Here is a 25,946-nt window from a genome sequence, read left to right on the forward strand (position 1 = left end):
GGCCTGCTGTCGACCGGTTTCGACTGGCAGCGCGACCAGGTGGACAGCACGGCCGGCTACATCAATCCGTTCACCGAGGTGCCGGTGGACAGCCGCATCAACCGCGGCCTGTTCGCGCAGTGGCAGCAGACCTTCGGCAGCCAGTCCGTCCAGGCCAGCGTGCGTCACGACGACAATAGCCAGTTCGGCAGCAGGAACACGGGTAGCGTGCTGTGGGGTTGGGATTTCGCCCAGGCGCTGCGCCTCACCGCGAGCTACGGCAGCGCGTTCAAGGCGCCGACCTTCAACGACCTGTACTACCCGTATTACGGCAATCCGGATCTCAAGCCCGAGCGTTCGAAAAATGTCGAGCTGGGCCTGCGCGGCAGTTATGGCTGGGGCTGGTGGTCGTTGAACGCGTTCCGCAACAACGTCACCGATCTCATCACCTATGACGCCGCCATCCAGGCGCCGGGCAACGTGGACAAGGCGCGCATCCGCGGCGCGGAAGGCGTGGTCAGCGGCAAGGTTGCAGGCTGGCTGGTGACGGGCACGGCCACGTGGCTGGATCCGCGTGACGAGTCGGTCAACTACGAAGGCAATCTGCTGCCGCGTCGTGCGCGCCAGACCGCGAACGTGGATGTGGATCGCAGTTTCGGCGCCTTCAGCGTGGGCGGTAGCTGGTTCGTCTCGGGCCGTCGCTATGACGACCTGGCCAACCGCCATCCGCTCGGCGGCTACGCGATCACGAACTTCCGCGTGGCCTATGCCATCTCGCGCGACTTCAAATTGCAGCTCGCGCTCAACAACGCATTCGGCAAGGACTACGAGACCGCCTGGTACTACAACCAGCCTGGCCGCAACACCATGTTGACGCTGCGCTACCAGCCTGCCCAGTGATGCACCTGCGGGGCCGGTTCGCCGGCCTCGCACCCTCCATCGATCAGGAACTCATGAGATGAAGATGCCTACCGGTCCACGTTTCGCCGTGCTGGCGCTGCTGCTCGCGCTGGTCATGGTGGCCACCCGCTTCAAGCATTTCGGCGACATGCTGCACCTGCCCGATGCGTCGATGGCGGTGTTCTTCCTTGGTGGCGTCTATGTGCGCCGGCACTGGATGTTCGCCGTGTTGGTCGTGCTTGCCGTGGCACTCGACTGGCTTTCGATCAGCTACGCAGGCGTGAGCGATTTCTGTGTCACCGCCGCCTATGCGTTCCTTCCGCTGGCCTACGCGGTGCTGTGGTACGCGGGGCGTTGGTACGCGCCGCGACTCACGGGCCGGTTCCTGTCGCTGGTTGGCGCCTTCGGCGTGGCGCTGGTGGCTGCGTCGGTGTCGTTTGCCATCTCCAATGGCTCGTTCTACTGGCTGGGCGGCCGCTACCCCGATCCGCAGGTCACGCAATATCTCGCCCGCGTGTGGCAATGGGGTCCGTTGTTCGTGCGCACCACGATGGGCTACGTCGCCGTGGCGCTGGTCGTGCACGCTGTTTGCGCGCGGCTGGCGGCACACTCCATTTCAGCGCACCAGGAAGCCTGAGCATGAGCGACAACGCGGAACCCATCAATGGCATGAGTGCCGACGAACGCCATCGCGAGCGCATGCAGCGCAAGAAGGCGCTGGTGGATCGCAAGATCGCCCGCGCCTCTATCGAGCGCGGCGTGCTGGTGGTGAACACCGGCAACGGCAAAGGCAAGAGCTCGTCCGGCTTCGGCATGCTGGCGCGATCGCTCGGCCACGGGTTCCATTGCGGCGTGGTGCAGTTCATCAAGGGCAGTTTCTCGACTGGCGAGGAGGCATTCTTCCGGCGCTTTCCCGACGAGCTGGACTACCACGTCATGGGCGAAGGCTATACCTGGGAAACGCAGGACAAGGCGCGCGACATCGAAACGGCCGACAAGGCATGGCAGGTCGCCGCCGCCATGTTGTCGGATGCGCGCTATGACTTCGTGCTGCTGGACGAACTCAATATCGCGCTGGTGAAGGGTTACATCGATACGGCGAAGGTCTGCGATGTGCTCAGGGCACGTCCGCCGCAACAGCACGTGGTGATTACCGGGCGTGGCGCGCCTGATGCGCTGGTCGAACTGGCCGACACCGTCACCGACATGCGCGTGGTCAAGCACGCTTTCCAGGCGGGCATCAAGGCGCAGAAAGGCATCGAGCTTTGAGCATGACGAAGCCTGCGCGCCTTTGCCCCGCTCTCATGGTCTCCGCGCCCGCTTCGGGCCAGGGCAAGACTTCGGTGACGGCAGCGATCGCGCGCTGGCATGTGCGCAACGGCAGGCGCGTGCGCGTGTTCAAGACCGGCCCTGACTTCCTCGATCCCATGGTGCTGGAGCGTGCCAGCGGCGCGCCGGTGTACCAGCTGGATCTATGGATGAATGGTGAGGACGACATTCGTGCACGCCTGTACGAGGCGGCGGGCGAGGCGGATCTCATCCTGATCGAAGGCGTCATGGGGCTGTTCGATGGCGGCTGTTCCAGCGCCGATCTCGCACAGCGCTTCGGTTTGCCGGTGCTGGCCGTGATCGACGGTGCGGCCATGGCGCAGACCTTTGGCGCCCTCGCCCTCGGATTGGCCCGCTATCGCGAAGGCCTGGACGTGTTCGGTGTCGCGGCCAACCGCGTAGGCAGCGCGTACCACGCCCAATTGCTGGCACAGAGCGTTCCCACCGGCATCACCTGGCTGGGAGCACTGCCGCGCGATGCGGCCATGTCACTCCCCGGACGACACCTTGGCCTGGTGTCCGCCGGCGAAATGCATGACATCGACGCACGACTCGATGCGCTGGCGGATGCATGGGCCGCGCATGCATCGTCCGCGCTGCCGGCGCCGGTGGCCTTTCCTCCTGCCGCTCATGCCACGGTCCGGCCTCGGCTGCGCGGCCATCGCGTTGCCATCGCGCGTGATGCGGCGTTCTGCTTCCTGTATCCGGCCAACCTCGATGTGTTGCGCGAGGCCGGTGCGGAGCTGGTTTTCTTCTCGCCATTGTCCGGTGAGACCTTGCCCGCATGCGATGCGGCGTGGTTGCCCGGTGGTTATCCCGAACTGCATCTGTCATCGCTTTCGAACAACGATGCTTTGCGCCGTGACCTGCGCGCGCACGTCGAGGCGGGCCGTCCGTTGCTCGCCGAATGCGGGGGCATGCTCTATGCGCTCGATTCGCTCGGCAACGCCGACGGCGACGTGGCGACCATGGCCGGATTGCTGCCGGGGCAGGCCGTCATGCAGGAGCGGCTCGGTGGTCTTGGCATGCAGATGGCGGTGCTGCCGGAAGGCGAGCTGCGCGGCCACACGTTTCATTACGCCCATGCCGATATCGCCATGCGTCCGCTGGTCATGGCGACCAACCCCGATGGTGGCCCAAGCCGCGAAGGCATCTATCGCCGGCAGCGCATGACCGCCAGCTTCATGCATGCGTACTTTCCCTCCAACGTCGAGGCGGCGATTAGCCTTTTCCTGCCATGAACACGGCCTTTGCCATGATTGCGGCGGTGCTGCTCGATGCCTGGCTCGGCGAGCCGCGGCGCGGGCATCCGCTGGTGCTGTTTGGACGTCTGGCCGGCCGTATCGAGTCGATGGTCTACGGCGATCAACGCGCTCGTGGCGTGATCGCCTGGTGCGTCGCCGTGTTGCCTTGGGGGGCGGCCACCCTGTTGCTCGCATGGGTGACGCCATGGCTGCGATTCGTACTCGATACGACGGTGCTCTACCTTGCGCTTGGCCTGCGCAGTCTGGGCGAACACGCGCTGCCGGTGGCGCGTGCGCTGGAGGCCGGCGATCTGCCCGCCGCGCGGAGTGCGGTCGGGCGCATGGTCAGTCGCGATACCGGACTGCTGGATGCACGGCAGGTCGCAGCGGCGGCCAGCGAATCGGTGCTGGAGAACGGCAATGACGCCGTGTTCGGTGCACTGTTCTGGTTTGCCGTCCTGGGGGCGCCAGGTGCCGTGCTGTACCGGCTGGCGAACACGCTCGACGCGATGTGGGGTTATCGCAACGTTCGCTACGAACGCTTCGGATGGGCAGCGGCGCGACTGGATGACATATTGAACTACGTGCCGGCCCGGCTCACGGCGCTCAGCTATGTGCTGCTCGGCGATGCCCGGCGTGCGTGGCGTTGCTGGCGGATGCAGGCACCGGCATGGGATAGCCCGAACGCCGGTCCGGTCATGGCGGCGGGGGCGGGTGCACTGGGTGTTTGCCTTGGTGGTGCCGCGCCGTATGACGGTATCTGGGAACCTCGCCCGGTGCTCGGAAGCGGCGCCCCGCCGGATGGCACAACCCTGGTTCGCGCGTTGGCGCTGGTCCGGCGCAGCGTCGTGCTGTGGCTGGCGGTTGTTGCGCTGCTTGGCTGGGTGTGTGCGGGAGGCGTCCATGCTTGAACACGGTGGCCGACTCTTGGGCGCAGCGAATCAATACGGCATTCCTGTCCACGAGTGGCTGGATCTTTCCACTGGCATCAGTCCGTTCGCGTGGCCGGTGCCACCGGTGCCGCCATCGGCCTGGATGCGCCTGCCGGAAGACGATGACGGATTGGTGGACGGAGCACGGGCGTATTACGGCGCGCGACATGTGTTGCCCGTTGCAGGCTCGCAAGCCGCGATCCAGGCGCTGCCATGCTTGCGATCCAATTCACGCGTCGGCGTCATTTCGCCGGGCTACAACGAACACGCGCATGCCTGGCGCCGCGCCGGGCACGTCGTCGAGACCTTGCCCGCCGCGGTGCTTGTCGATGAAGTGGCACGCTTTGACGTCGTCGTGTTGATTCATCCAAACAATCCCGGCGGAGAACGCTTCTCGCCGGACGTGTTGCTTGCATGCCACGAGCAACTGGCAGGCCGGGGTGGTTGGCTGGTGGTCGATGAAGCCTTCATGGATGCGACGCCTTCAGACAGTTTGTGCGCACAGGCGTGGCGCGAGGGACTGGTGGTGCTGCGCTCGGCCGGAAAGTTCTTCGGATTGGCGGGCGCGCGCGCTGGATTCGTCGCCGCAAGCGAAGCGCTGCTGCACGCGCTGCGGGAACGCCTCGGTCCCTGGACGTTGAGCGGGCCAAGCCGGTACGTGCTCAGGCGGGCGCTGGCGGATCGCGCGTGGCATGTGGAAGCCCGCGAACGCCTGCACGCGTGCAGCGCGCAACTTGCGTCGCTGCTGACGAAGCACGGAATGGAGCCAGCGGCAGGGTGCGCCTTCTTCCAGTGGTGGCGCGACGGACAGCCCGCCGCCATGCACGAAGCACTCGCCCGGCAGGGCATCCTCACCCGCCTGTTTGATGCGCCACATAGCTTGCGTTTCGGCCTGCCTGGCGACGCCGCCGCATTCCATCGGCTCGACCAGGCACTGGCACGTTGTGGAAACGTCGGATCATGAGCGCGCGCGTATTGATGATCCAGGGATGCACGTCCGACGCCGGCAAGAGCACGGTAGTTACCGCACTATGCCGCTGGCTGCATCGTCGGGGCGTCGCGGTGGCGCCATTCAAGCCGCAGAACATGGCGCTCAATTCCGCGGTGACTGTCGACGGTGGCGAAATCGGCCGCGCGCAGGCCGTGCAGGCGCAGGCGGCTGGCCTGCTGCCGCATACGGACTTCAATCCCGTGTTGCTCAAACCCAACAGCGACATCGGTGCGCAGGTGATCATCCATGGGCAGGCCATCGGCAACATGGATGCTCGCCACTATCACGACTACAAGCGGGTGGCGATGGACGCCGTGCTTGCTTCGCACCATCGCCTGGTCGAGCGCCATGACGCGCTTATCGTCGAAGGTGCCGGCAGCCCCGCCGAAATCAACCTGCGTGACCGGGACATCGCCAACATGGGATACGCCGAGGCGGTGGATTGCCCCGTGCTGCTCGTGGCCGATATCGATCGCGGCGGCGTATTCGCTCATCTGGTGGGTACGCTGGCCTTGCTGTCGCCAAGCGAGCAGGCGCGTGTGGCCGGATTCATCATCAACCGCTTTCGCGGCGACATGGCCTTGCTGCAACCGGGGCTGGCATGGCTGGAGCGCGAGACGGGCAGGCCGGTGGTGGGCGTGCTGCCCTACCTGCAGGGGCTATTGCTTGAAGCGGAAGACGCACTGCCACGTGACGCGGAGCCCAAAACACACGCGCGCCTGCACGTTGCGGTGCCGGCGTTTCCGCGCATCAGCAATCACACCGATCTCGATGCGCTGCGTTCGCATCCGCAGGTCTCGCTGCAGCTCGTTGGTCCCGGCGAAACGTGGCCTGCGTGCGACCTCATCGTGTTGCCGGGTTCCAAGTGCACGCGCGCCGATCTGTCGTGGTTGCGTGAACAGGGATGGGATGCCGCTTTCGCACGACATCTTCGCTACGGCGGCAAACTGATCGGCATCTGCGGTGGCTTCCAGATGCTGGGTCGCCTCGTGCATGATCCCCAAGGTATCGAGAGCGAGCCGGGCTCGAGCGAAGGACTGGGTTGGCTGGACATGGAAACCACGCTGGAAGCGCAGAAGGCGCTCCGCCGCGTGGAAGGCAGATTGGTCCTGGGAGAGGCGCGCATGGGCGGCTACGAAATCCATTGCGGCATCAGCCGCGGCGGCGCGTTGGATGTTCCCTCGAGCGTGCTCGATGGCGGCCGACCGGACGGCGCACTGTCGGCGGACGGACAAATGCTGGGCACCTACGTGCATGGTTTGTTCGACCAACCGCAGGCGCTTGCGGCGCTGCTCGCGTGGGCTGGCCTGGAGCGCGCCGAACCGTTCGATCTGCCGCGGCTGCGTGACGCGGCGATCGATCGTCTCGCCGATGCGGTGGAAACCCATCTGGACACCGCCTTGCTTTCGCGCTTGCTGGGTCTTGAAGGAGCACGCCAATGCGCACCCTGATCCTTGGCGGCGCACGTTCCGGCAAGAGCGCGCTGGCCGAACGGCTGGCCAGGGATACCGGCCACGAAGTGGTCTACATCGCTACGGCGCAGGCGCATGACGCCGAGATGGCGGCGCGCATCGCACACCATCGCGCGAGCCGTCCCGCGCACTGGCAGAGCGTGGAAGAGCCGCTGGCGCTCGCTGCCACGCTGCAGTCGCATGCGCGTCCCGGCCGTTGCGTGCTGGTCGATTGCCTCACCCTGTGGTTGAGCAATTTGCTGGGCAGCGGTGACGACGCGCGATTCGTCAACGAAAGAACAGCCTTGCTACAGATATTGCCGGCGTTGCCGGGCCAGCTGTTGCTGGTCAGCAACGAAGTGGGCCTGGGCGTGGTGCCGGTGGGCGAGCTGACGCGTCGCTTCGTCGACGAGGCTGGCTGGCTTCACCAGGCGCTGGCCGAACAGTGTGAACGCGTGTTGTTTGTCGCGGCGGGATTGCCGTTGCCTCTCAAAGGAAGCCTTGCATGAGCCATGACTGGCTGCTTGAACCCTGTGTCGCCATTGACGAGGAGAGCAGGGAGTGCGCTCTTCTGCATCAGGCGCAATTGACCAAACCGCCGGGTTCGCTCGGCACGCTGGAGGCCTTGGCGGTGCGACTGGCGGGCTTGCAGCACGATCCGCTGCCGTCCCTGCAGCAGGTGTGGATCAGCGTGTTCGCGGCCGACCATGGCGTGGCCGCGGAAGGCGTGTCGGTATTTCCGCAAGTGGTCACTGGCGAGATGGTGCGTAATTTTGCACGCGGCGGCGCCGCCATCAGTGTGCTTGCGGGCGCACTGGGCGCGACGCTGGAAGTGGTGAACCTGGGTACCGTGAATGATCCGGGTGAGCTGTCGCACGTGCGCCGCGCGATCATTGCGCCGCAGACCCACAACTTCTGCGAGCGCGCCGCGATGGGCGCAGGGCAGCTCGCTCTTGCGTTGCGTGCAGGCGCCGACAGCGTGGGGCTGGCGCGTGCCTCCGGCGCGCAGCTTTTCATCGGCGGTGAAATGGGCATCGCCAATACCACGTCCGCTGCGGCACTTGCCTGCGCCTTGCTCGGCGAGTCGCCATCCGCGCTTGCGGGCGCAGGCACCGGCCTGGACGCCCATGGCATCCGGCACAAGGCCGAGGTGATCGAGCGTGCGCTTGCGCTGTATTCCGACGACGGCGACGCGTTGACCTGGCTGCAGCGCGTTGGTGGTTTCGAAATCGCGGCGCTGTGCGGCGCGTATATTGCCGCCGCGCAACAGGGGCTGCCGGTGCTGGTCGATGGCTTCATCACCACGGCCGCAGCGCTGGCCGCGGTGCGCATCCAGCCGGCCTGCCGGGACTGGATGTTCTTCGCGCATCGCTCCCGCGAACGGGGACATGCGCGTCTGCTTGCCGCGCTGGCCGCCGATCCGCTGCTCGACCTGGGGCTGCGCCTGGGCGAGGGCAGTGGCGCCGCTACTGCCGTGCCTCTGCTGCGCCTTGCCTGCGAGCTTCACGCCCGCATGGCCACCTTCGCGCAGGCGGGGGTGAGCGGCGCATGAGTGGCAAACACATCGGCATCGACCTGCTGCGCCACGGTGACACCGGGCAGCGCAGCTATCGCGGCCAGCTCGATGACGCGCTGAGCCCGCTTGGCTGGACCCAGTTGCGTGGAGCGATCTTCGGTCGCAGCTGGGACAGCATCGTCACCTCGCCGCTGCGCCGCTGTGCGGAATTCGCGGGTGACCTGGCGACGGCGAGGCGCGTGCCGCTGCGCGTGGACCCGAGGCTGGCTGAATATCACTTCGGCGACTGGCAGGGCGTGCCCATCGAAACGCTGGCCGAGCAACAGGGCGATGCGCTGGGACGCTTCTGGGCCGATCCGGTGGCCCATCCACCGCCCGGCGGGGAGCCGTTTGCGGCCTTTCGCGAACGCCTGTGTGCCGCGATCAACGACGTGGCGGTGGCGGCGAGCACGCAGCGCGTGCTGGTCGTCACCCATGGTGGCACCATTCGCCTGCTTCGCTGTGAAGCGGAAGGGCGTGATTTCGGCGACATGGCAAACCTCGACGTGCCCCATGCGTCCTTGCATGCGATTGACTGGGCGGTACCAGCCGTGGGGCAGGCGGCTGGCTGATGCGTGCCCTGCTTGCCGCCATCGGTTTCCTCACCCGCATTCCCGTGCCGGCCTATGCCCTCAGTGGTTTGTCCTCACCTTCGAGCCAGTTGGCCTGGTATCCGGCGGTGGGCCTGCTGATCGGTGGCGTGCTTGCCTGCATCGCCTGGCTGCTGTCGTCGGCGGCTCCGTTGCTCGCGGCAGCGTTGCTGCTGGTGGCGTGGGTGGCACTGACGGGCGGCCTGCATCTGGACGGCCTGGCCGACATGGCTGATGCCTGGGTGGGTGGACTGGGCGATCGCGAGCGCACGCTGGCCATCATGAAAGACCCTCGCAGCGGCCCGATGGGCGTTGCCGCCGTCGTGCTGGTGCTGCTGTTGAAGTTCGCCGCCCTGGCCAGCCTGGCGCATCCGGCGACGGCGCTATGGTTGGCACCGTTGCTGGGGCGCGCAGTTCTCACGGCCGCCTTCATGACCACGCCCTACGTGCGCAGCGGCGGCCTGGGCAGCGTGCTGCTCGGGGCATCGCGCAAGGCATGCGTCATCAGCGTGACGGTGGCATTGGTCGTCGCATTGTGCGCGGGCGGCGCGGGCCTGCGGGCCGTCATCGCCACACTGGTGGTGCTGGGCTGCTGGCGATGGAGCTGCCTGCATCGCCTGGGCGGCATGACAGGCGATACCTGCGGTGCGCTGACCGAGCTGACCGAAGCGGCCGTGCTGGTTGTCCTTGCGCTGGGCTGAAACAGCCGCACCGGGTCCCACCAACCGTCCGACGTTGAATTTGCCCCGTCCGCCTCGATAATGACGGACTGCCGCCGATGCGGGCCGGCGAGATGCCTGCCGCGGGCCGGCCGGAATGCGGAGTGTCCATGCCTATCTATGAATTCGAATGCAGCAGTTGCGGCCATCGTTTCGACCGCCTGCAGAAAATGTCCGACCCTGATCCCTCGGTCTGCCCGGCCTGCGATGTCGCCGAAGTGAAGCGCCGCCTGAGCGCGCCGGGTTTCCGCCTGGCCGGCAGCGGCTGGTACGAGACCGACTTCAAGAAGGATGGCGACAAGAAGCGCAATCTTGCCGGCGACAGCGCCGGCGCAGCGCCGGCGCCTGCACCGGTTCCCGCTCCGGCGCCAGCTCCAGCTCCAGCTTCGAGCAGCAGCTCCCGCGACAAGTGATCTGGCTGCGCATCTGAACGCCACGTGGCCGGGCTGCAGGTTCCTGCGTCCGGGTCGCAAGATATTCAATTCCGGTTGAAGATGTGCCCGCTAGCGTGGCGTCCCGTCACAGCAGGAGTGGATCGATGTTCCGGATACGAACGGGTTGGATGGGTGTATTGGCTGGCGTGGCGGCCGGTCTTGTATGGACGGCCGCGCCGGTGGCGCATGCGCAGGACCGGGACGTAGTCCGTTGCGGCAGCGACGATGGTCGCTTCACCCGTTGCCAGGTGCCGTGGCGCGACGCGGAAATGATCCGCCAGGAATCCAACAGCGCCTGCACGCGCGGTCAGACCTGGGGCGTGGATCGAGGCGGCCTGTGGGTTGATCGCGGCTGCCGCGGCCAGTTCGTCGAAATGGGGCGAGGCGGTGGCTATCGACCGCCGGGTGGCGGCTCCTACCCGCCGCCGGGCTACCGTCCGCCGGACAACGGCTGGCGCCCGGGTCCCGACTGGGATCGCGAGATCCGCCTGCAATGCGAAAGCAACGACCGCCAGTATCATTTCTGCCAGGTGGACGTCGGCGGCCGGGGTGACGTGCGCATGGTGCGGCAGCTCTCCGGGTCGGCCTGCGAACAGGGCTACAGCTGGGGCTGGAACCGCGCCGGCGTGTGGGTTTCCAAGGGCTGCCGCGGCCTGTTCTCGGTCAGTCGCCGCTGGTAAGCCGTACTTTGCGGCGTTGAACGTGGCCTTCCCGGCGGCGTTCAACGCCCGCCGCCGGGTACACCGGTGTTAACATTCCGGGTCCTCTTGTCCACGCACCACGCCGCCCCGCGGCCCGGAGTTCCAAGCGCATGCGCACGCATTACTGCGGCCTCATCGATGAGGCACTGGTCGACCAGACCGTCACCCTTTGTGGCTGGGTCAACACGCTGCGCCTGCAGAGCCACGTGGCTTTCGTCGACCTGCGTGACCACGAGGGCCTTGCCCAGGTGGTGATCGAGCGCGAGAACGCCGACGCCTTCGCCGTGGCCGGCGAGATCGGCAACGAGTACTGCCTGCGGGTGACCGGCACCATCCGCAAGCGCCTGGCGGTGAACGACAAGCTGCGCACCGGCACGGTCGAGCTGCTCGCCGACAAGGTGGAGATTCTCAACGCCGCGAAGGACCTGCCGTTCGCGATGCACGAGAATCCCAACGAGGACATGCGGATGACCTACCGCTACCTCGACCTGCGCCGCCCGGAAATGCAGCGCATGATGCGCACCCGCATCAAGCTGGTGCAGACCCTGCGTCGTTACCTCGACGCGCGCGGCTTCCAGGACATCGAAACGCCCATCCTCACCAAGGCCACTCCCGAAGGCGCACGCGATTACCTGGTGCCCAGCCGCGTGCATCCGGGCCAGTTCTATGCGCTGCCGCAGTCGCCGCAGCTGTTCAAGCAGATCCTGATGATGGCCGGGTTCGATCGTTACTATCAGATCGCCCGCTGCTTCCGCGACGAAGACCTGCGCGCCGACCGCCAGCCGGAATTCACCCAGCTCGACCTTGAGTTCGCCTTCGTCGAGGAGAAGGACGTGCAGGACTTCGTGGAGGAGTTGATCCGCCACGTGTTCAAGGAAGTGCAGGGCGTGGAGCTGGACGCCAGCTTCCCGCGCATGACCTGGGCCGAGGCCATGCGCCGCTTTGGTTCAGACAAACCGGACCTGCGCATCGCGCTGGAACTGACCGACATCGCCGACGCCGTGAAGCACGTGGAGTTCAAGGTGTTCGCCGAGCCGGCCAACGACGCGAACGGTCGCGTGGCTGCGCTGCGCGTACCGGGCGGCGCCACCATCACGCGCAAGGAAATCGACCAGCTCACCGAATACGTCGCCAAGTACGGCGCGAAGGGTCTGGCGTGGTTGCGCGTGGACGACCTCGCCAAGGGCCGCGAAGGCATCAATTCGCCGGTGGCGAAATTCCTCGATGACGCTGCGCTGGACGGCGTGCTCAAGCTCACCGGCGCGCAAAGCGGCGACATGCTGTTCTTCGGCGCCGGCAGTTGGAAGGCGGTCACCGACTTCATGGGCGCGCTGCGCCTGAAGGTCGGCAAGGATCGCGGCCTGGTCGAGAACAGCTGGAAGCCGCTGTGGGTTACCGATTTCCCGATGTTCGAATACGACGAGGAAGAGAAGCGCTTCGTCGCCTTGCACCATCCGTTCACCGCGCCGAAGGTCGATGACATCGCGGATCTGCGCGCCAATGCCGCCATGGCGGTGAGCCGCGGCTACGACATGGTGCTCAACGGCGCCGAGATCGGCGGCGGCTCCATCCGTATCCATCGCCCGGAAATGCAGAGCACGGTATTCGACCTGCTCGGCATCAGCCCGGAAGATGCCGAGCTGAAATTCGGCTTCCTGCTCAAGGCGCTGAAGTTCGGCGCACCACCGCACGGCGGCCTGGCGTTCGGCATTGATCGCATCGCGGCGCTGATGGCGGGCACCGAGTCGATCCGCGACGTGATTGCCTTCCCCAAGACCACCAGCGCGCAGGACCTGATGACCGACGCACCTTCGATCGTGTCCGAGCCGCAGCTCAAGGAGCTGCACGTGAAGGTGGCGACGGAAGCCAGGCCGACGTGATCCTTTCGCTCGTCATTCCGGCCTGCACCGGAATGACGGCAGGAAGAAGCGCATCAATGGAACGCGAGCAAGCATCTGCGGGGCACTGCGTCGCGATTTCTTCGCAACTTTTTGTGCAGAATGGACTCTTCTGAAACGGCCGGGCCAGGCAGCTCGCGCATCCATCCCGTCGTCGACGAAAGATCCGCACGCACCATGACCGAACACGTCATTCTCCTGCACGGCCTGTGGATGCGCGGTTTCGCGCTGCTGATGCTGCATCGGCGCCTGATGGAAGCGGGCTTTCGTGTCCATCGCTTCGACTACATGAGCGTGGCCGCCACGCAGGAACGCATTCTTGGCAGCCTGCAGGAGCGCATGCATGAGCTGGCCGAGGATGGCCATGCCGTGCACCTGGTGGGCCATAGCCTCGGTGGGCTACTCGCCCTGCGCACCTGCGCCGAAGCTGTGCCGCTGCCGCCCGGCCGCGTGGTATGCCTGGGTTCGCCGCTGAAGGGCAGTGCGGCGGCGCGCCGTTTTGCCGGTATGGGCAAGGGCGGCGAGGTGCTGCTCGGGCACAACCGCGAGCTATTGGAGCACGGGCTCGACCAGTGGACCGGCGCGCGTGAGATCGGCATGGTGGCGGGGCGCATGTCGCTGGGCCTGGGCGCGGTGATCGGGCAGTTCGATGGCGACAACGACGGTTGCGTGACCGTGGATGAGACGCGCCTGCCGGGCCTGGCGGATCACTGCGTGATCGAGACCAACCACACCGGCCTGCTGTTCTCGCCGGAGGCCGCCCGTCAGGTGACGCAGTTTCTCCATCGGGGCCATTTTGACCAGGCCCAGGCGGTTGGCTGATCTGCCCGCTTGCTAGCCTCCCGCCCGGAGGCGATACAATCCGCTTCTTGTCCGTTAAGCCAGACTGCAGGAAGTGCCATGGGTAGAGGCCCGTCCATCGAAGGCCGCAAGAATGCCGAAGACGCCAAGCGCGCCAAGGTATTCACCAAGCTGATCCGCGAAATCACCGTCGCCACGCGCGCCGGCGTGCCCGACCCGTCGCTCAACCCGCGCCTGCGTTCGGCCGTGGACAAGGCCCTGTCGGCCAACATGCCCAAGGACACCATCGAGCGCGCAATCAAGCGCGGCTCGGGTGCCGATGGTGGCGCCTCGATGGAAGAGCTGCGCTACGAAGGCTATGGCCCATCCGGCATCGCGCTGATCATCGACTGCTTCACCGACAACCCGACCCGCACCGTGGCCGATGTGCGCCACGCGCTGACCAAGCACGGCGGCAACCTGGGCACCTCCGGCTCGGTGTCGTTCCAGTTCGCGCGGCTGGGCGAGCTCGTGTTCGCCACTGGCGGCAACGAGGCGGCCGAGGAGAAGGTGCTGGAAGCGGCGCTGGACGCCGGCGCCGACGACGTGGTGAACGAGCACGGCGAAAGCATCGTGCTGTGTTCGCCGGAAAATTTCGAAGCCGTGCAGCAGGCGCTGGCCGCTGCCGGCCTGAGTGCGCAGCATGCTGGTGTCGGCATGCGTCCCACCAACCGCGTGCCCGTGCCCGAGGAGGCGCTGGAATCGCTGCTCGACCTGCTCGAAAAGCTCGACGCTCTCGACGATGTCAGCGAGGTGTCGCATAACGCGCTGCTGCCCGCCGAGGCGGCGAGCTAGCCCGTACGTCGCTCGCCCGGCCTGGCGAAGACAAGCTCATGACACGCATCATCGGCATCGATCCGGGCAGTCAGCGCACCGGTGTCGGCATCATCGATGTCGACGCCAGCGGCAAGCTGTCCCATGTTTTCCATGGCGCGCTGGCAGTAGCCGGCGAGGCCACCTTTCCCCTGCGCCTGAAACGCATCTTTGACGAGCTGTGTGCCATCATCGCCGCCCATCGACCGGATGAGTGCGGCGTGGAACGCGTGTTCATGGCGCGCAATGCCGATTCGGCACTGAAACTGGGGCAGGCGAGGGGAGCCGCGATCTGCGCGGTCGTCAGTCAGGGGATCGCGGTGCACGAGTACGCAGCGACAGAAGTCAAACAGGCCGTGGTCGGCAGTGGCCGAGGCGACAAGACCCAGGTACAGCACATGATCGGTGTCCTGCTCGGACTCAAGGGGCCGTTGCAGGCCGATGCTGCGGACGCGCTCGCCATTGCCGTCACGCACGCGCATACGCGTGCCAGCCTGCAGCGCGTAGGCATCCCGCGCACCGCATGGAGGCGCCGATGATCGGTCGCCTTCGCGGCATCCTGGTGTCCAAGCAGCCGCCGTGGCTGCTGGTGGAGGTGGGTGGCGTGGGCTACGAGCTCGAAGCGCCGATGTCCACCATCTACGATCTGCCACCCACCGGCAAGGAAGTCACGCTGCTCACGCACTATGCCGTGAAGGAAGACAGCGTGGCGTTGTACGGCTTCATGCACGAGGCGGAGCGCGTGCTGTTCCGCAACCTGCAGAAGGTCAGCGGCATCGGCGCCAAGATTGCGCTGGCCGTGCTATCCGGCGTGTCCACCCACGATTTCGCGCGCTTGGTGCAGACCGGCGACGTGGTGGCGTTGACCAAGATTCCCGGCATCGGCAAGAAGACGGCCGAACGCATGGTGGTGGAGCTGCGCGATCGCGTGGATGGCCTGGCCGTCACGCTGCCAGGCACCGGCCCCGCCGTGAATGGCGCGCCGCTCGACCCCGCCGGTGAGGCGACCGTCGCCTTGCAGCAGCTTGGTTACAAGCCGGCGGAAGTCACCCGCCTGGTGCAGAAGGTGGCCGCCGAAGGCGACACCGCCGAATCGATCATCCGCAAGGCGCTGCGCGCCGCACTCGGGAACTGACTTGTGACCCCAGATTCCACCCACGGCATGACGGACGCTGACGCCAAGCGACGCCTGGCTGCGCTGGCGCTGGGCGCCATCGGCGTCGTTTACGGCGATATCGGTACCAGCCCGCTGTATACGCTGCAGACCACGCTGCACCACGAAAACGGTGGTCCGCCCACCATGGAAAGTATCTTCGGCGTGTTGTCGCTGATCTTCTGGGCGCAGATCATCGTGGTGTCGCTGAAGTACGTCGTATTCATCATGCGCGCGGATAACAAGGGCGAGGGCGGCATCATGGCGCTGCTCGCACTTGCCCTGCGCAGTGTGAAGGGCGATGCACGCAGTCGCTGGGCGTTGGCCATCATCGGTATCTTCGGCGCCGCGCTGTTCTACGGCGATGGCGTGATCACGCCGGCGATTTCTGTGCTATCGGCGGTAGAGGGCGTCAAAGTCGCCGCGCCGCATTTGGATAAATGGGTCGTGCCGATCACCGCGGTGATCTTGTTCCTGCTGTTTACGCTGCAACGGCATGGTACGGAGCGCGTGGGCAAGCTGTTCGGGCCGGTGATGGTGGTTTGGTTTGTCGTCATCGCGCTGCTGGGCGTGAATATGATTGCGCGCAATCCGCATGTGTTGCTGGCGCTCAATCCCTACTATGGCGTGAAGTTCTTCTTCACCCACGGCTTCCAGGCGTTCATTGCGCTGGGCGGTGTGGTGCTGGCGCTTACTGGAGCAGAGGCGCTTTACGCGGACATGGGGCATTTCGGCAAGCGGCCGATTCGCCTGGCGTGGTTCAGCTTCGTGCTGCCGGCACTCGTGCTGAACTACTTCGGGCAGGGCGCATTGCTGCTTGATCACCCTGAGGCCATCGACAACCCGTTCTTCAAGCTCACTCCCGAGCCTTTGCTGTATCCAATGATCGGCCTCGCTACCGTGGCGACGGTGATCGCCTCTCAGGCGGTGATCTCCGGCGCGTTCTCGATGACCCGCGAGGCGATGTCGCTGGGTTATTCCATGCGCATGCCGGTCGTGCATACCTCGCGTGAGATGTCCGGCCAGATCTTCGTGCCGTGGGTGAACAACTTCCTGCTGGTGATGGTGCTGGCCGCGGTGGTGGGTTTCCGCAGCTCCGACAGCCTGAGTGCGGCTTACGGCATTGCGGTGACGGGCACCATGACCATCACCACCATCCTGGCGCTGATCGTGGCACGCCGCATGTGGCACTGGAGCCGCCTCGCCGTAGTGCTCGCGGGCATGCTGCTGTTGACCATCGACCTGTCGTTCCTGGGCGCCAACCTGATCAAGATCGAGTACGGCGGCTGGTTCCCGCTGGTGCTGGGCGTGGGCGTGTTCATCGTGATGACCACGTGGCGTCGTGGCCGCGAGCTGGTAGTGCGCGAGATCAAGCAATCGGGCCTTGCGTTGGAGCCCTTCATCGAGAACATCGCCGAGCATCCGCCGCTGCGCGTGCCAGGCACCGCCGTGTTCCTCACCGCCAACCAGCACGCCGTGCCGCACGCATTGCTGCACAACCTCAAGCACAACAAGGTGCTGCACGAGCGCAATGTGCTGCTGACGGTGGAAATGCTGGAAATTCCGACGGCCGATCCGGGCGAGCGCATCGAGATCAGCGAGCTGGGTGGCGATTTCTATGGCCTGGAGCTGCGCTTCGGCTTCGCCGAGGATCCGAACATTCCGTTTGCCTTGTCCAAGTGCTCCAAGGTCGGCCTGCCGTTCGACATGATGGACACCACGTTCTTCCTGTCCCGCGAAAACATCATCGCGGACGCCCGGCGCCCCGGCATGGCCTTGTGGCGTGACAAGCTGTTCGCCTTCATGGCGCGCAATGCCTTGCCGGCCACTGCCTTCTTCCAGATTCCGGGCAATCGACTGATCGAGTTGGGCGCACAGGTCGAGATCTGACGGGGCCGGATCCGGACCCCTGCGAAGGCAGGGATTCCGGCGGGACAGCACCAGTCACACTTTTTTCCTGGATGGTGCCTGTTTTGAGCCAAATCGGGCACGAATGCGCGCCCGTTGCCGCGCCGCTGCAACCCAAGCGCTGCCATAATCCGCACCCATGACCGAGCATCGCATCGTGACCGCCTCTGCCCATATGGACGATGACGCACTTGAGGCGTCCATCCGTCCAAAACGGCTGTCCGAATACCTTGGCCAGCAGGCCGTGCGCGAGCAGCTGTCGATCTACATCGAGGCGGCAAAAAAGCGTGGCGGCGCGTTGGACCACGTGCTTATCTTCGGGCCCCCGGGACTCGGCAAGACCACGCTGAGCCATGTCATTGCCAACGAATTGGGCGTCAACCTGCGCTCCACGTCGGGCCCGGTGCTCGAGCGTGCCGGCGATCTCGCGGCGCTGCTGACCAACCTCGAGCCGCATGACGTGCTCTTCGTCGACGAAATCCACCGACTTTCGCCTGTGGTCGAGGAAGTGCTCTATCCGGCGATGGAAGACTTCCAGATCGACATCATGATCGGCGAGGGTCCCGCGGCCCGCTCGATCAAACTCGATCTGCCGCCTTTCACCCTGATCGGCGCGACGACCCGCGCGGGCCTGCTCACGGCACCACTGCGCGATCGCTTCGGCATCGTGCAGCGCCTGGAGTTCTATACGCCCGAGGAGCTCACCGCCATCGTGCGCCGGTCCGCGCGCATCCTTGGCATTGCCTGTGAGCCGGAGGGCGCGCAGGAGATCGCCCGCCGCTCGCGCGGTACGCCGCGTATTGCCAATCGCCTGCTGCGTCGCGTTCGCGACTACGCGGAAGTTCGCGCCAATGGCCAGATCACGCACGTCGCCGCGCGTGCCGCCATGGACATGCTCAAGGTCGATGCCGAGGGTTTCGATGAACTCGATCGTCGTCTGCTGTCCGTCATCATCGAGAGCTTCGATGGCGGCCCCGTGGGTGTCGAGTCACTGGCGGCGGCGCTGAGCGAAGACCGTGGCACCCTGGAAGACGTGGTCGAGCCTTATCTGATCCAGCAGGGTTTCCTGATCCGCACCGCCCGCGGACGCATGGCCAGCGCCAAGGGCTGGCGCCACCTGGGCTTGAATCCGCCGCCACGCCAGCCGATGGCGGCGGATCTGTTCGCCCGCGACGACGATGTCTGAGCCAGGGGGAGGGTGGGCCGTCATGGCGTTCCCTCCCGTTGGTAGCCTTCGCCCGCCGCTCACCTGTCCTGACCCACGCTTGCTGCCATGACCGCCGATAATCCCGCCGAACCGTTCGCCTGGCCCGTCCGTGTCTACTGGGAAGACACCGATGCGGGTGGCGTGGTCTATCACGCCAGCTACCTGCGTTTCATGGAGCGTGCCCGCAGCGAATGGCTACGGGCGATGGGCATCAGCCAGTCGGTCGTCAAGGAATCCACCGGCTTGGCCTTCCTGGTCCGGGAAATGCAGATCGATTTCCTCAGGGCGGCCCTGCTGGATGATGAACTGTCGGTAAGCGTGGAAGTCAAAGAGCGGCGCGCAGCCAGTATCCTTTTCGCCCAGACGATCCGCCGGGCGGACGGCGCGGAGCTGATCCGCGCGAAGGTGCGTGTGGCGTGCGTCGATGTTCGCCGCATGCGTCCGGTGCAGATTCCGGCCGACCTCATCCCCGGCCTTTCCCCCTAATCAGTACGTGCGCTGGAGAACCTTCGAGCAATGAACAGTGGAGTCAACATTTTCAAGCTGGTCGCGGAAGCGAGCATCCTGGTCCAGTTCGTCATGCTGGCGCTGCTGGTCCTCTCGTTCCTTTCGTGGGTCATCATCATCCGCAAGGTCTCGCAGCTGAAAGCGGCGATGGAGGAAGCGGAGAGCTTCGAGGAACGCTTCTGGTCCGGCGCCGACCTCGCCCAGCTGTTTCGTGAGGTGAGCAATCGCGGTGCGGCCAACGGCGGCATGGAAACCGTGTTCGAGTCCGGCTTCCGCGAATTCGTTCGCCAGCGCCAGCGCAAGACGCATGACATGCGCATCGTCATCGAGGGTTCCGAGCGAGCCATGCGCGTGGCAGGCACGCGCGAGATCGGTCGCCTCGAGCGCAACCTGGAGTTCCTCGCCAACGTCGGCTCGATCAGCCCTTACGTGGGCCTGTTCGGTACCGTCATCGGCATCATGGGCGCTTTCCAGGGCTTGGGCGAAATGAAGGACGTCACCATCGCCGTGGTGGCTCCGCACATTTCCGAAGCGCTGATCGCCACCGCCATGGGCCTGTTCGCCGCCATTCCGGCGGTGTGGGCGTACAACCGTTTCGCCAACAAGGTCGAGCGCGTCGCTTCCCGCTACGAGGTGTTCCAGGAAGAGTTCTCCTCGGTGCTGCAGCGGCAGATCCAGACCGACGATGCAGCTGCTTGAGGGCATGAGCAATGCGTAGCTCCGCGCGCCACAAGCGCCTCAAGCTCAAATCCGAGATCAACGTCGTTCCCTACATCGACGTGATGCTGGTGCTGCTGATCATCTTCATGGTCACCGCGCCGATGATGAATTCGAACGTCGACGTGAACCTGCCGCAGGCGAATGCAAAGTCGCTGCAGGACAAGAAGGAGCCGGTGATTGTCTCGGTCGACCAGAACGGCCAGCTGTATCTGACGCTGGGCACCGAGAAGAAGCAGCCGGTCGACGCCCAGACCATGCAGGTCAAGGTGGGCGCCTTCGTCAAGGCCAACCCCAACGTCAGCGTGCTGGTGGCGGGCGACCGTGATGGCAAATATGACGGCGTGTATCAGGTGCTGGCCCAGCTTCAGCAGGCCGGCGTGGCCAAGGTGGGACTGATGAGCGCGCCGGAGTCGGGCAGCAAGAAATGAGGGCCGACTCCCCCAAGGGCACATCCAAGGCGGTCGTTCTCTCCGCCATCCTGCATCTGGGCATCGTGGGCTTTCTGGCCCTCGCGGTGATTCCGTGCTCGTTCTACGAGGAATTGTTCCAGACGCTGCACCTGCCGGAGAGCTGGAACCCGATCGCCTGTACTAAGCCGGTGTCGTTGCAGGGTGAAATCATCGAGGCCGAATTGATCGGTGTCACCGGTGCGCCCCCGCCGAAGGCAGCCAAGGCCAAGCCGGTGCCGGAAACCGTGCCGCCCCCGCCCAGCGTGCCGCCGCCGCCTTCGGAAGAAACCCCGAAGATCAAGACCCTGCCGCCCCCGCCCGAGCATCCCGATACCAAGGATCAGGAAAAGGTGGTGGCCGAGGGCATCCAGAAGGCCGAAGACGCCAAGAAGGAACAGGAAGAGAAGCAACGCCAGCGCGCCGCCGAACTGGACGCCCAGGCGGCCAAGCAGAAGCAGGAAGAAGAGAAGAAGAAACTCGACGAACTGTTCGCCAAGATGGACGCGGCGGACAAGTCGACGAAGCAGGCGCAAAACAAGGCCAACCAGGCCAAGCAGCAGATGCAGGACCTGCAGAACGCGCAGGACAACGGGGTTCCCGATGTTCCCAATGCCGCCCAGCGCCAGACCGGTCAGAACGGCCCGGACAGTGGGCTGCGGGCGCAATACCTCGCGGCGATTCAGAATACGCTCAAACAGAACTGGATCGGGCCGGATAACATTCCCCCCAATCAGCAGTGCCTGCTCCACATCATCCAGCTGCCTGGCGGGCAGGTGTTGAGCGCCAAGGTCGATTCCAGTTGTCCCTTCGACGATGCCGGCAGGAAGTCGGTCGAAGATGCCGCGATGCGGGCCAGCACGTTGCCTTACAAGGGATTTGAAAGTGTCTTCAGTCGCAGCGTCGATATGTATTTCAAGCCATAGGTGAGCACCTTATGAAGAATCCTTCCCGGTATCTAATCCTATTGCTTGGTCTGCTGGGCCTGCTGTTCGCAAGCGGAGCGTTTGCGCAGGCCCAAACCCTGACCGGCACGGTCGAGGGCGTGACCAAGTCGGCCACGCCGATTGCCGTCGTGCCGTTTGCCCAGGAGGGCGGAGCACCGCTGCCCACCGACGTGGCAGATGTCATCCGCAACGACTTCAACCGTTCGGGCAAATTCCGTTCGCTGGCGAAGAGCGAAATCGTCGAGACGCCCTCCAAGGGCGCGGACATCAATTTCGCCACCTGGCGACTGCTCAAGCAGGACTACATCACCGTGGGCCGCATCAGCGATGCCGGTGGCGGCATGATGCGCGTGGAGTACGAACTGTGGGACGTGAACCGCCAGCAGAGCCTGCTGGCACAGGCGTATACCGCGCCGGCGGGTGACCTGCGTGGCGTCGCCCACCAGATCGCCGACGCGATCTACGAAAAGATCACTGGCGTGCGCGGCGCCTTCTGGACGCGCATCGCCTACATAACCGCCGTGGGCCTGGGCAACAACACGACCTACTCGCTGATCGTGGCCGATTCGGACGGCTATAACCCGCAGGTGGTGGCGCGCTCGCGCGAGTCGCTGCTGTCGCCATCGTGGTCGCCGGACGGTCGCAAGATTGCCTACGTGTCGTTCGAGAGTGGCAATTCGGCGATCTACGTGCAGGACATCACCACGGGTTCGCGCCAGCTCATTTCCGCGCGTGCCAAGGGCATCAACGGTGCACCGGCCTGGTCGCCGGACGGCAGCAAGCTGGCGCTGGCCCTGTCCTACCAGGGCAATCCCGAGATCTACGTCATGGATGTGGGCTCGCGTGCGGAAACGCGCCTGACCAACAACCTGGCCATCGACACCGAGCCGCGCTGGACGCCGGACGGCCAGAGCATCATCTTCACCTCCGACCGCTCCGGTCGACCGCAGCTGTACCAGATGCCTGCCGGTGGCGGTGGGGCAGATCGCATCACGTTCCAGGGCCAGTTCAACGCCAACGCCTCGGTCAGCTACGACGGCAAGCAGATCGCCATGGTGCAGGGCAACGGGAACGTGTATCGTATTGCCATTATGGATCGCAGTCTGGGTGGGCAGGTGCGCTTCATCTCGCCGGGTCCGATCGACGAAACCCCGAGTTTCGCGCCCAATGCGAGCATGCTGCTGTATGCCGCCTCCGAAGGTCGTCGCGGTGTGCTTTATGCCGTGTCCGCCGACGGTCTGGTCCGACAGCGCCTGGTGCTCGCCGACGGCGACGTTCGTGAGCCCGCTTGGGGTCCCTATCGCCAGCGTTGAACAGTTCATGCCGTGGCGCGCGAGCGTCACGACCATGTGATCCGGACGTGAAGCCTCAAACGACATGCACCGGGTCAAATCGCTAGCCGACCGTGGCAATCCGTCGCGGTTGGCGGGCCAGGTGGTTGCGAGACAGCGCACCGCCGGCAGCAAAAATGTCAAAATAACAGCCGGTCCACCGGCGAAACTGTCCCGAAACCGCAATCATCATTGACTGTCGGAACTCAAACCCGTTTGAAGGAACGTCCACCATGAATAAGACCGTTCGCGTTGCCCTGGTCGCCCTGCTCTGCGTTGGCGCGGCCGCATGTTCGAAGAAGGCAGAAGTCAAGCCGCAGCCGCAGCCGGAACAGCCGCCGATGGCGCAGCCGGCCGAGACTGGCCACAAGTACACCCCGGCCGATCTCGATACCGACGCATGCCTGCGTCAGCGCGTTGTGTACTTCGATTTCGACAAGGACGAAATCAAGCCGGAGTTCCAGCAGATCATGGCGTGCCACGCCAAGTACCTGCAGGATCGCCCGATGGCGCAGATCCGCCTGGAAGGCAACGCTGACGAGCGCGGCACCCGCGAGTACAACCTCGGCCTCGGCGAGCGCCGCGGCAACGCCGTGTCCAGCGCCCTGCAGTCGAACGGTGGTTCGGCCAGCCAGGTCAACGTGATCTCGTACGGCAAGGAAAAGCCGGTGTGCCGTGAGCACAACGAAGACTGCTGGAGCAAGAACCGTCGCGTCGAGATCGTCTACACGGCGAAGTAATGAAGAAGCAACTGGCTAACAGCTTCACAGCCAGGATGAGCATGGCGGGCGCAATCGCGTCCGCCATGCTTTTTGTTGTCCCGGCATTCGCGCAGGATTCCCGCCTGAGTCTGGCCGACCGCGTCTCGCGGCTGGAGCAGCAGGCACAGAACCAGAACCAGGGCGGCACCACGCTGGTCAACCAGGTGCAGGCACTGCAGTCCCAGTTGCAGCAGATGCAGGGACAAGTCGAAGAACTGCAGCATCAGCTGCAGGAAGCGAACGAGAAGAACAAGGCGCAAGCCACGGACTTCGATTCGCGCCTGGGTCACCTTGAAGGTGGCGCCGGAGCGGCGGCGAACAATCCGGGCAATGCGTCCAACACGACTACGCCGCCTGCGGCCGGTAGCACGGTGGCCCCTCAGGCCCCGGCTCCCGCAGATACCGGCAAGGCTGGCAAGGCGGCTGCCGCCGGTGCTGCCGCAGCCGGAACGGCAGGGGCCAAGGGTGGTGCACCGGCCAATGCCGCGGGCGCGCAAGCAGCCTACGACGAGGCTTTCAAGTCGCTGCGTGGCGGCGACTACGTAACGGCCTCGCGCGGTTTTCGCGGCTTCATCCAGCAATATCCCGACAGTCCGCTGCTGCCCAATGCCTATTACTGGCTGGGCGAGTCGTACTACGTCACGATGAATTATCCGGTGGCGCTCGAGGCCTTCCAGCGTCTGCTGAGCCAGTTCCCTCAGAGCGAGAAGGCGCCCGACGCCTTGCTCAAGGTGGGCTACAGCCAGATCGAGCTCAAGCAGGTCGATGCCGGCAAGGCGACATTGAAGAACGTTACGGCCAAGTACCCGGGTTCCAAGGCGGCCGGTCTGGCCCAGGAACGCCTGCGCCGCCTGCAGCTGCAGCCGGCCAACTGAGGTTGTTGGTGTGACTGGTAGTGACAAGAGCGTGGTCGCCACCACGCCTGAGCAGGCTCCGGCAGAGCGACTGCGCATCACCGAGATATTCCATTCGATCCAGGGCGAAGCCGATGCGATCGGTTGGCGCACGGTGTTCGTGCGTCTCACCGGGTGTCCGCTGCGCTGCGTGTGGTGCGATACCGAGTATTCGTTCTACGGTGGCAACTGGCAGGGCATCGACGACATCGTCGCCGTAGTGGCTTCGCATGGTGCGCGACACGTGTGCGTGACCGGTGGCGAGCCATTGGCGCAAAAGCGCTGCCTGATCCTGCTGAAGCGCCTGTGCGATGCGGGTCATGATGTTTCGCTGGAAACGTCCGGCGCGCTGGATGTCTCCGAGGTCGATCCGCGCGTGCGCAAGGTGATGGACCTGAAGGCTCCCGACTCCGGCGAGTCCAAGCGCAACCTGTGGTCGAATATCGATCGTCTGTTGCCGCACGACCAGGTGAAGGTCGTCATCGCCAGCCGCGCAGACTACGAATGGGCGCGTGCAGCGGTGGCGGAGCACAAGCTTGCCGAGCGCTGCATGGTGCTGTTCTCGCCGGTGCATGGCGCGATCCAGCCACGCGAGCTGGCCGAATGGATCATCGAGGACAAGCTCGACGTCCGCTTCCAGTTGCAGCTGCACAAGCTGCTGTGGAACGACCAGCCCGGGCATTGAATTCAGGAGTGAGTGAAGAGGAGTGAGGAAAAGTAGAAAAGACTCTCTCACTTCTCACTCCTCTTCACTCACTCCTCGCTTTCTGCGCGCCAGCCTGTGTTGCTGGTGGCGCCTTTCGGCCGGATCACCGGTCTGAACCTTGGAGTGGATGCAAACCATGTCTCAATCATCTCCCCGCAAGGCCGTCGTGCTTGTCTCCGGCGGCATGGATTCGGCGGTTACCATCGCCATCGCCCGTGAACAGGGCTATCAGGTGCACGCGCTGAGCGTTGCCTATGGCCAGCGTCACAACGCGGAGTTGGCGGCTTCGGAGCGTGTGTCGCGCATGCTTGGAGCGCTCGAGCACAAGACGGTGCAGGTGGACCTGCGCTCCATCGGCGGTTCCGCCTTGACCGCCGACATCGATGTGCCGCTGGACCAGGCTGGCGATACAGGCATTCCCGTCACCTACGTGCCGGCGCGCAATACCATCATGCTGTCGATTGCGCTGGGTTGGGCCGAGGTGCTCGGTTCGGCCGACATCTGGTGTGGGGTGAACGCCGTGGATTATTCGGGCTATCCCGATTGCCGTCCGGCCTTCATCGAAGCGTTCGAGCAACTTGCCAACGTGGCCACCAAGGCCGGCGTCGAAGGTGCCGGTATCCGCATCCATGCCCCGCTGATGCGCATGAGCAAGGCCGACATAGCCCGCGAAGGCGGCCGCCTGGGCGTGGATTTCTCGGCAACCGTGAGCTGCTACCAGGCCGACGACGAGGGCAGGGCCTGTGGCCATTGCGACGCCTGCCTGCTTCGTTCCCAGGGTTTCGCGGCGGCCGGTCTGCCGGACCCGACCCGCTATATCTGAACGGACTTGCTTGTGCCGTCGGCGTCCAACCCATAAAATTACGGGCTTGCCTTTGAATGGGCCGTTAGCTCAGTCGGTAGAGCAGTAGACTTTTAATCTATTGGTCCCGAGTTCGAATCTCGGACGGCCCACCAAAGCATTCGAGGACCCGCGATTTCGCGGGTCTTT

Annotated in this window: 29 protein-coding genes and 1 tRNA gene; all 30 read left to right on the forward strand. The window is 65.1% G+C overall.

Annotated features, from left to right (window positions below; genetic code table 11):
* The coding region (locus VFG49_RS13885) for a TonB-dependent receptor domain-containing protein (protein WP_324861477.1) at nucleotides 1–879 on the forward strand (879 nt) is incomplete at its 5' end.
* Nucleotides 880–937: 58 nt separating this feature from the next.
* The gene (locus VFG49_RS13890) at nucleotides 938–1,516 is read left to right on the forward strand and encodes a hypothetical protein (RefSeq protein WP_414649138.1); all 579 of its coding nucleotides are present in this window, start codon (nucleotides 938–940) and stop codon (nucleotides 1,514–1,516) included.
* A gap of 32 nt (nucleotides 1,517–1,548) precedes the next feature.
* Nucleotides 1,549–2,148 carry a cob(I)yrinic acid a,c-diamide adenosyltransferase gene (cobO, locus tag VFG49_RS13895; protein ID WP_324861550.1) on the forward strand — a complete coding sequence of 200 codons (600 nt, stop codon included), beginning with the start codon at nucleotides 1,549–1,551 and terminating at the stop codon, nucleotides 2,146–2,148.
* Nucleotides 2,149–2,150: 2 nt separating this feature from the next.
* Nucleotides 2,151–3,449: a cobyrinate a,c-diamide synthase gene (locus VFG49_RS13900; RefSeq protein WP_324861479.1), complete on the forward strand. Its 1,299-nt coding sequence runs from the start codon at nucleotides 2,151–2,153 to the stop codon at nucleotides 3,447–3,449.
* Nucleotides 3,446–4,363, forward strand: coding sequence for an adenosylcobinamide-phosphate synthase CbiB (cbiB, locus tag VFG49_RS13905; RefSeq protein WP_324861481.1), 918 nt, complete (start codon nucleotides 3,446–3,448; stop codon nucleotides 4,361–4,363). Before VFG49_RS13900 ends, cbiB begins: the two co-directional genes overlap by 4 nt.
* Nucleotides 4,356–5,348, forward strand: a complete 993-nt coding sequence (gene cobD / locus VFG49_RS13910) for a threonine-phosphate decarboxylase CobD (protein ID WP_324861483.1) — start codon at nucleotides 4,356–4,358, stop codon at nucleotides 5,346–5,348. Before cbiB ends, cobD begins: the two co-directional genes overlap by 8 nt.
* Complete coding sequence (locus VFG49_RS13915; RefSeq protein ID WP_324861485.1) at nucleotides 5,345–6,826, forward strand: cobyric acid synthase; 1,482 nt, start codon at nucleotides 5,345–5,347, stop codon at nucleotides 6,824–6,826. Before cobD ends, VFG49_RS13915 begins: the two co-directional genes overlap by 4 nt.
* On the forward strand, nucleotides 6,814–7,335 hold the full coding sequence (cobU, locus tag VFG49_RS13920) for a bifunctional adenosylcobinamide kinase/adenosylcobinamide-phosphate guanylyltransferase (protein WP_324861487.1): 522 nt from the start codon (nucleotides 6,814–6,816) through the stop codon (nucleotides 7,333–7,335). Before VFG49_RS13915 ends, cobU begins: the two co-directional genes overlap by 13 nt.
* A complete protein-coding gene (gene cobT, locus VFG49_RS13925) occupies nucleotides 7,332–8,378 on the forward strand; it encodes a nicotinate-nucleotide--dimethylbenzimidazole phosphoribosyltransferase (RefSeq protein ID WP_324861489.1) in 1,047 nt (348 codons plus the stop codon). Before cobU ends, cobT begins: the two co-directional genes overlap by 4 nt.
* A complete protein-coding gene (locus VFG49_RS13930; RefSeq protein ID WP_324861491.1) occupies nucleotides 8,375–8,953 on the forward strand; it encodes a histidine phosphatase family protein in 579 nt (192 codons plus the stop codon). Before cobT ends, VFG49_RS13930 begins: the two co-directional genes overlap by 4 nt.
* Nucleotides 8,950–9,672: an adenosylcobinamide-GDP ribazoletransferase gene (locus VFG49_RS13935; protein WP_324861552.1), complete on the forward strand. Its 723-nt coding sequence runs from the start codon at nucleotides 8,950–8,952 to the stop codon at nucleotides 9,670–9,672. Before VFG49_RS13930 ends, VFG49_RS13935 begins: the two co-directional genes overlap by 4 nt.
* A gap of 128 nt (nucleotides 9,673–9,800) precedes the next feature.
* Complete coding sequence (locus VFG49_RS13940) at nucleotides 9,801–10,103, forward strand: zinc ribbon domain-containing protein (RefSeq protein ID WP_324861493.1); 303 nt, start codon at nucleotides 9,801–9,803, stop codon at nucleotides 10,101–10,103.
* 125 nt (nucleotides 10,104–10,228) lie between these two features.
* Nucleotides 10,229–10,804 (forward strand): DUF3011 domain-containing protein, encoded by a 576-nt coding sequence (locus tag VFG49_RS13945; RefSeq protein WP_324861495.1) that lies wholly within the window; start codon nucleotides 10,229–10,231, stop codon nucleotides 10,802–10,804.
* Nucleotides 10,805–10,935: 131 nt separating this feature from the next.
* Nucleotides 10,936–12,705 carry an aspartate--tRNA ligase gene (gene aspS / locus VFG49_RS13950; RefSeq protein ID WP_324861497.1) on the forward strand — a complete coding sequence of 590 codons (1,770 nt, stop codon included), beginning with the start codon at nucleotides 10,936–10,938 and terminating at the stop codon, nucleotides 12,703–12,705.
* Between the two features lie 195 nt (nucleotides 12,706–12,900).
* On the forward strand, nucleotides 12,901–13,545 hold the full coding sequence (locus VFG49_RS13955) for an alpha/beta hydrolase (protein ID WP_324861499.1): 645 nt from the start codon (nucleotides 12,901–12,903) through the stop codon (nucleotides 13,543–13,545).
* A gap of 78 nt (nucleotides 13,546–13,623) precedes the next feature.
* The gene (locus tag VFG49_RS13960; protein ID WP_324861501.1) at nucleotides 13,624–14,358 is read left to right on the forward strand and encodes a YebC/PmpR family DNA-binding transcriptional regulator; all 735 of its coding nucleotides are present in this window, start codon (nucleotides 13,624–13,626) and stop codon (nucleotides 14,356–14,358) included.
* Between the two features lie 38 nt (nucleotides 14,359–14,396).
* Complete coding sequence (gene ruvC, locus VFG49_RS13965; RefSeq protein ID WP_038620989.1) at nucleotides 14,397–14,915, forward strand: crossover junction endodeoxyribonuclease RuvC; 519 nt, start codon at nucleotides 14,397–14,399, stop codon at nucleotides 14,913–14,915.
* A complete protein-coding gene (gene ruvA / locus VFG49_RS13970; protein ID WP_324861505.1) occupies nucleotides 14,912–15,511 on the forward strand; it encodes a Holliday junction branch migration protein RuvA in 600 nt (199 codons plus the stop codon). The genes ruvC and ruvA overlap by 4 nt, the downstream gene beginning before the upstream one ends.
* Nucleotides 15,512–15,538: 27 nt before the next feature.
* The gene (locus VFG49_RS13975) at nucleotides 15,539–17,419 is read left to right on the forward strand and encodes a potassium transporter Kup (RefSeq protein WP_324861554.1); all 1,881 of its coding nucleotides are present in this window, start codon (nucleotides 15,539–15,541) and stop codon (nucleotides 17,417–17,419) included.
* A 157-nt stretch (nucleotides 17,420–17,576) separates the two neighbouring features.
* Nucleotides 17,577–18,623: a Holliday junction branch migration DNA helicase RuvB gene (gene ruvB, locus VFG49_RS13980; RefSeq protein WP_324861507.1), complete on the forward strand. Its 1,047-nt coding sequence runs from the start codon at nucleotides 17,577–17,579 to the stop codon at nucleotides 18,621–18,623.
* 87 nt (nucleotides 18,624–18,710) lie between these two features.
* A complete protein-coding gene (gene ybgC, locus VFG49_RS13985) occupies nucleotides 18,711–19,130 on the forward strand; it encodes a tol-pal system-associated acyl-CoA thioesterase (RefSeq protein WP_324861509.1) in 420 nt (139 codons plus the stop codon).
* 30 nt (nucleotides 19,131–19,160) lie between these two features.
* The gene (tolQ, locus tag VFG49_RS13990; protein ID WP_324861511.1) at nucleotides 19,161–19,850 is read left to right on the forward strand and encodes a protein TolQ; all 690 of its coding nucleotides are present in this window, start codon (nucleotides 19,161–19,163) and stop codon (nucleotides 19,848–19,850) included.
* An 11-nt stretch (nucleotides 19,851–19,861) separates the two neighbouring features.
* The gene (gene tolR / locus VFG49_RS13995) at nucleotides 19,862–20,299 is read left to right on the forward strand and encodes a protein TolR (RefSeq protein ID WP_324861513.1); all 438 of its coding nucleotides are present in this window, start codon (nucleotides 19,862–19,864) and stop codon (nucleotides 20,297–20,299) included.
* Nucleotides 20,296–21,243: a cell envelope integrity protein TolA gene (locus VFG49_RS14000; protein ID WP_324861515.1), complete on the forward strand. Its 948-nt coding sequence runs from the start codon at nucleotides 20,296–20,298 to the stop codon at nucleotides 21,241–21,243. The genes tolR and VFG49_RS14000 overlap by 4 nt, the downstream gene beginning before the upstream one ends.
* A gap of 11 nt (nucleotides 21,244–21,254) precedes the next feature.
* On the forward strand, nucleotides 21,255–22,577 hold the full coding sequence (gene tolB, locus VFG49_RS14005; RefSeq protein WP_324861518.1) for a Tol-Pal system beta propeller repeat protein TolB: 1,323 nt from the start codon (nucleotides 21,255–21,257) through the stop codon (nucleotides 22,575–22,577).
* Between the two features lie 251 nt (nucleotides 22,578–22,828).
* Entirely contained in the window at nucleotides 22,829–23,335 is a 507-nt protein-coding gene (gene pal / locus VFG49_RS14010; RefSeq protein ID WP_324861520.1) for a peptidoglycan-associated lipoprotein Pal, read from the forward strand.
* Nucleotides 23,335–24,231 carry a tol-pal system protein YbgF gene (gene ybgF, locus VFG49_RS14015; protein WP_324861522.1) on the forward strand — a complete coding sequence of 299 codons (897 nt, stop codon included), beginning with the start codon at nucleotides 23,335–23,337 and terminating at the stop codon, nucleotides 24,229–24,231. Before pal ends, ybgF begins: the two co-directional genes overlap by 1 nt.
* A gap of 10 nt (nucleotides 24,232–24,241) precedes the next feature.
* Nucleotides 24,242–24,934 carry a 7-carboxy-7-deazaguanine synthase QueE gene (queE, locus tag VFG49_RS14020; protein WP_324861524.1) on the forward strand — a complete coding sequence of 231 codons (693 nt, stop codon included), beginning with the start codon at nucleotides 24,242–24,244 and terminating at the stop codon, nucleotides 24,932–24,934.
* 157 nt (nucleotides 24,935–25,091) lie between these two features.
* A complete protein-coding gene (queC, locus tag VFG49_RS14025) occupies nucleotides 25,092–25,778 on the forward strand; it encodes a 7-cyano-7-deazaguanine synthase QueC (protein ID WP_324861526.1) in 687 nt (228 codons plus the stop codon).
* A gap of 58 nt (nucleotides 25,779–25,836) precedes the next feature.
* Nucleotides 25,837–25,912, forward strand: a tRNA-Lys gene (locus tag VFG49_RS14030).
* Nucleotides 25,913–25,946 lie beyond the last annotated feature (34 nt).

Source organism: Dyella sp., assembly GCF_035685885.1.
Lineage (GTDB): Bacteria > Pseudomonadota > Gammaproteobacteria > Xanthomonadales > Rhodanobacteraceae > Dyella.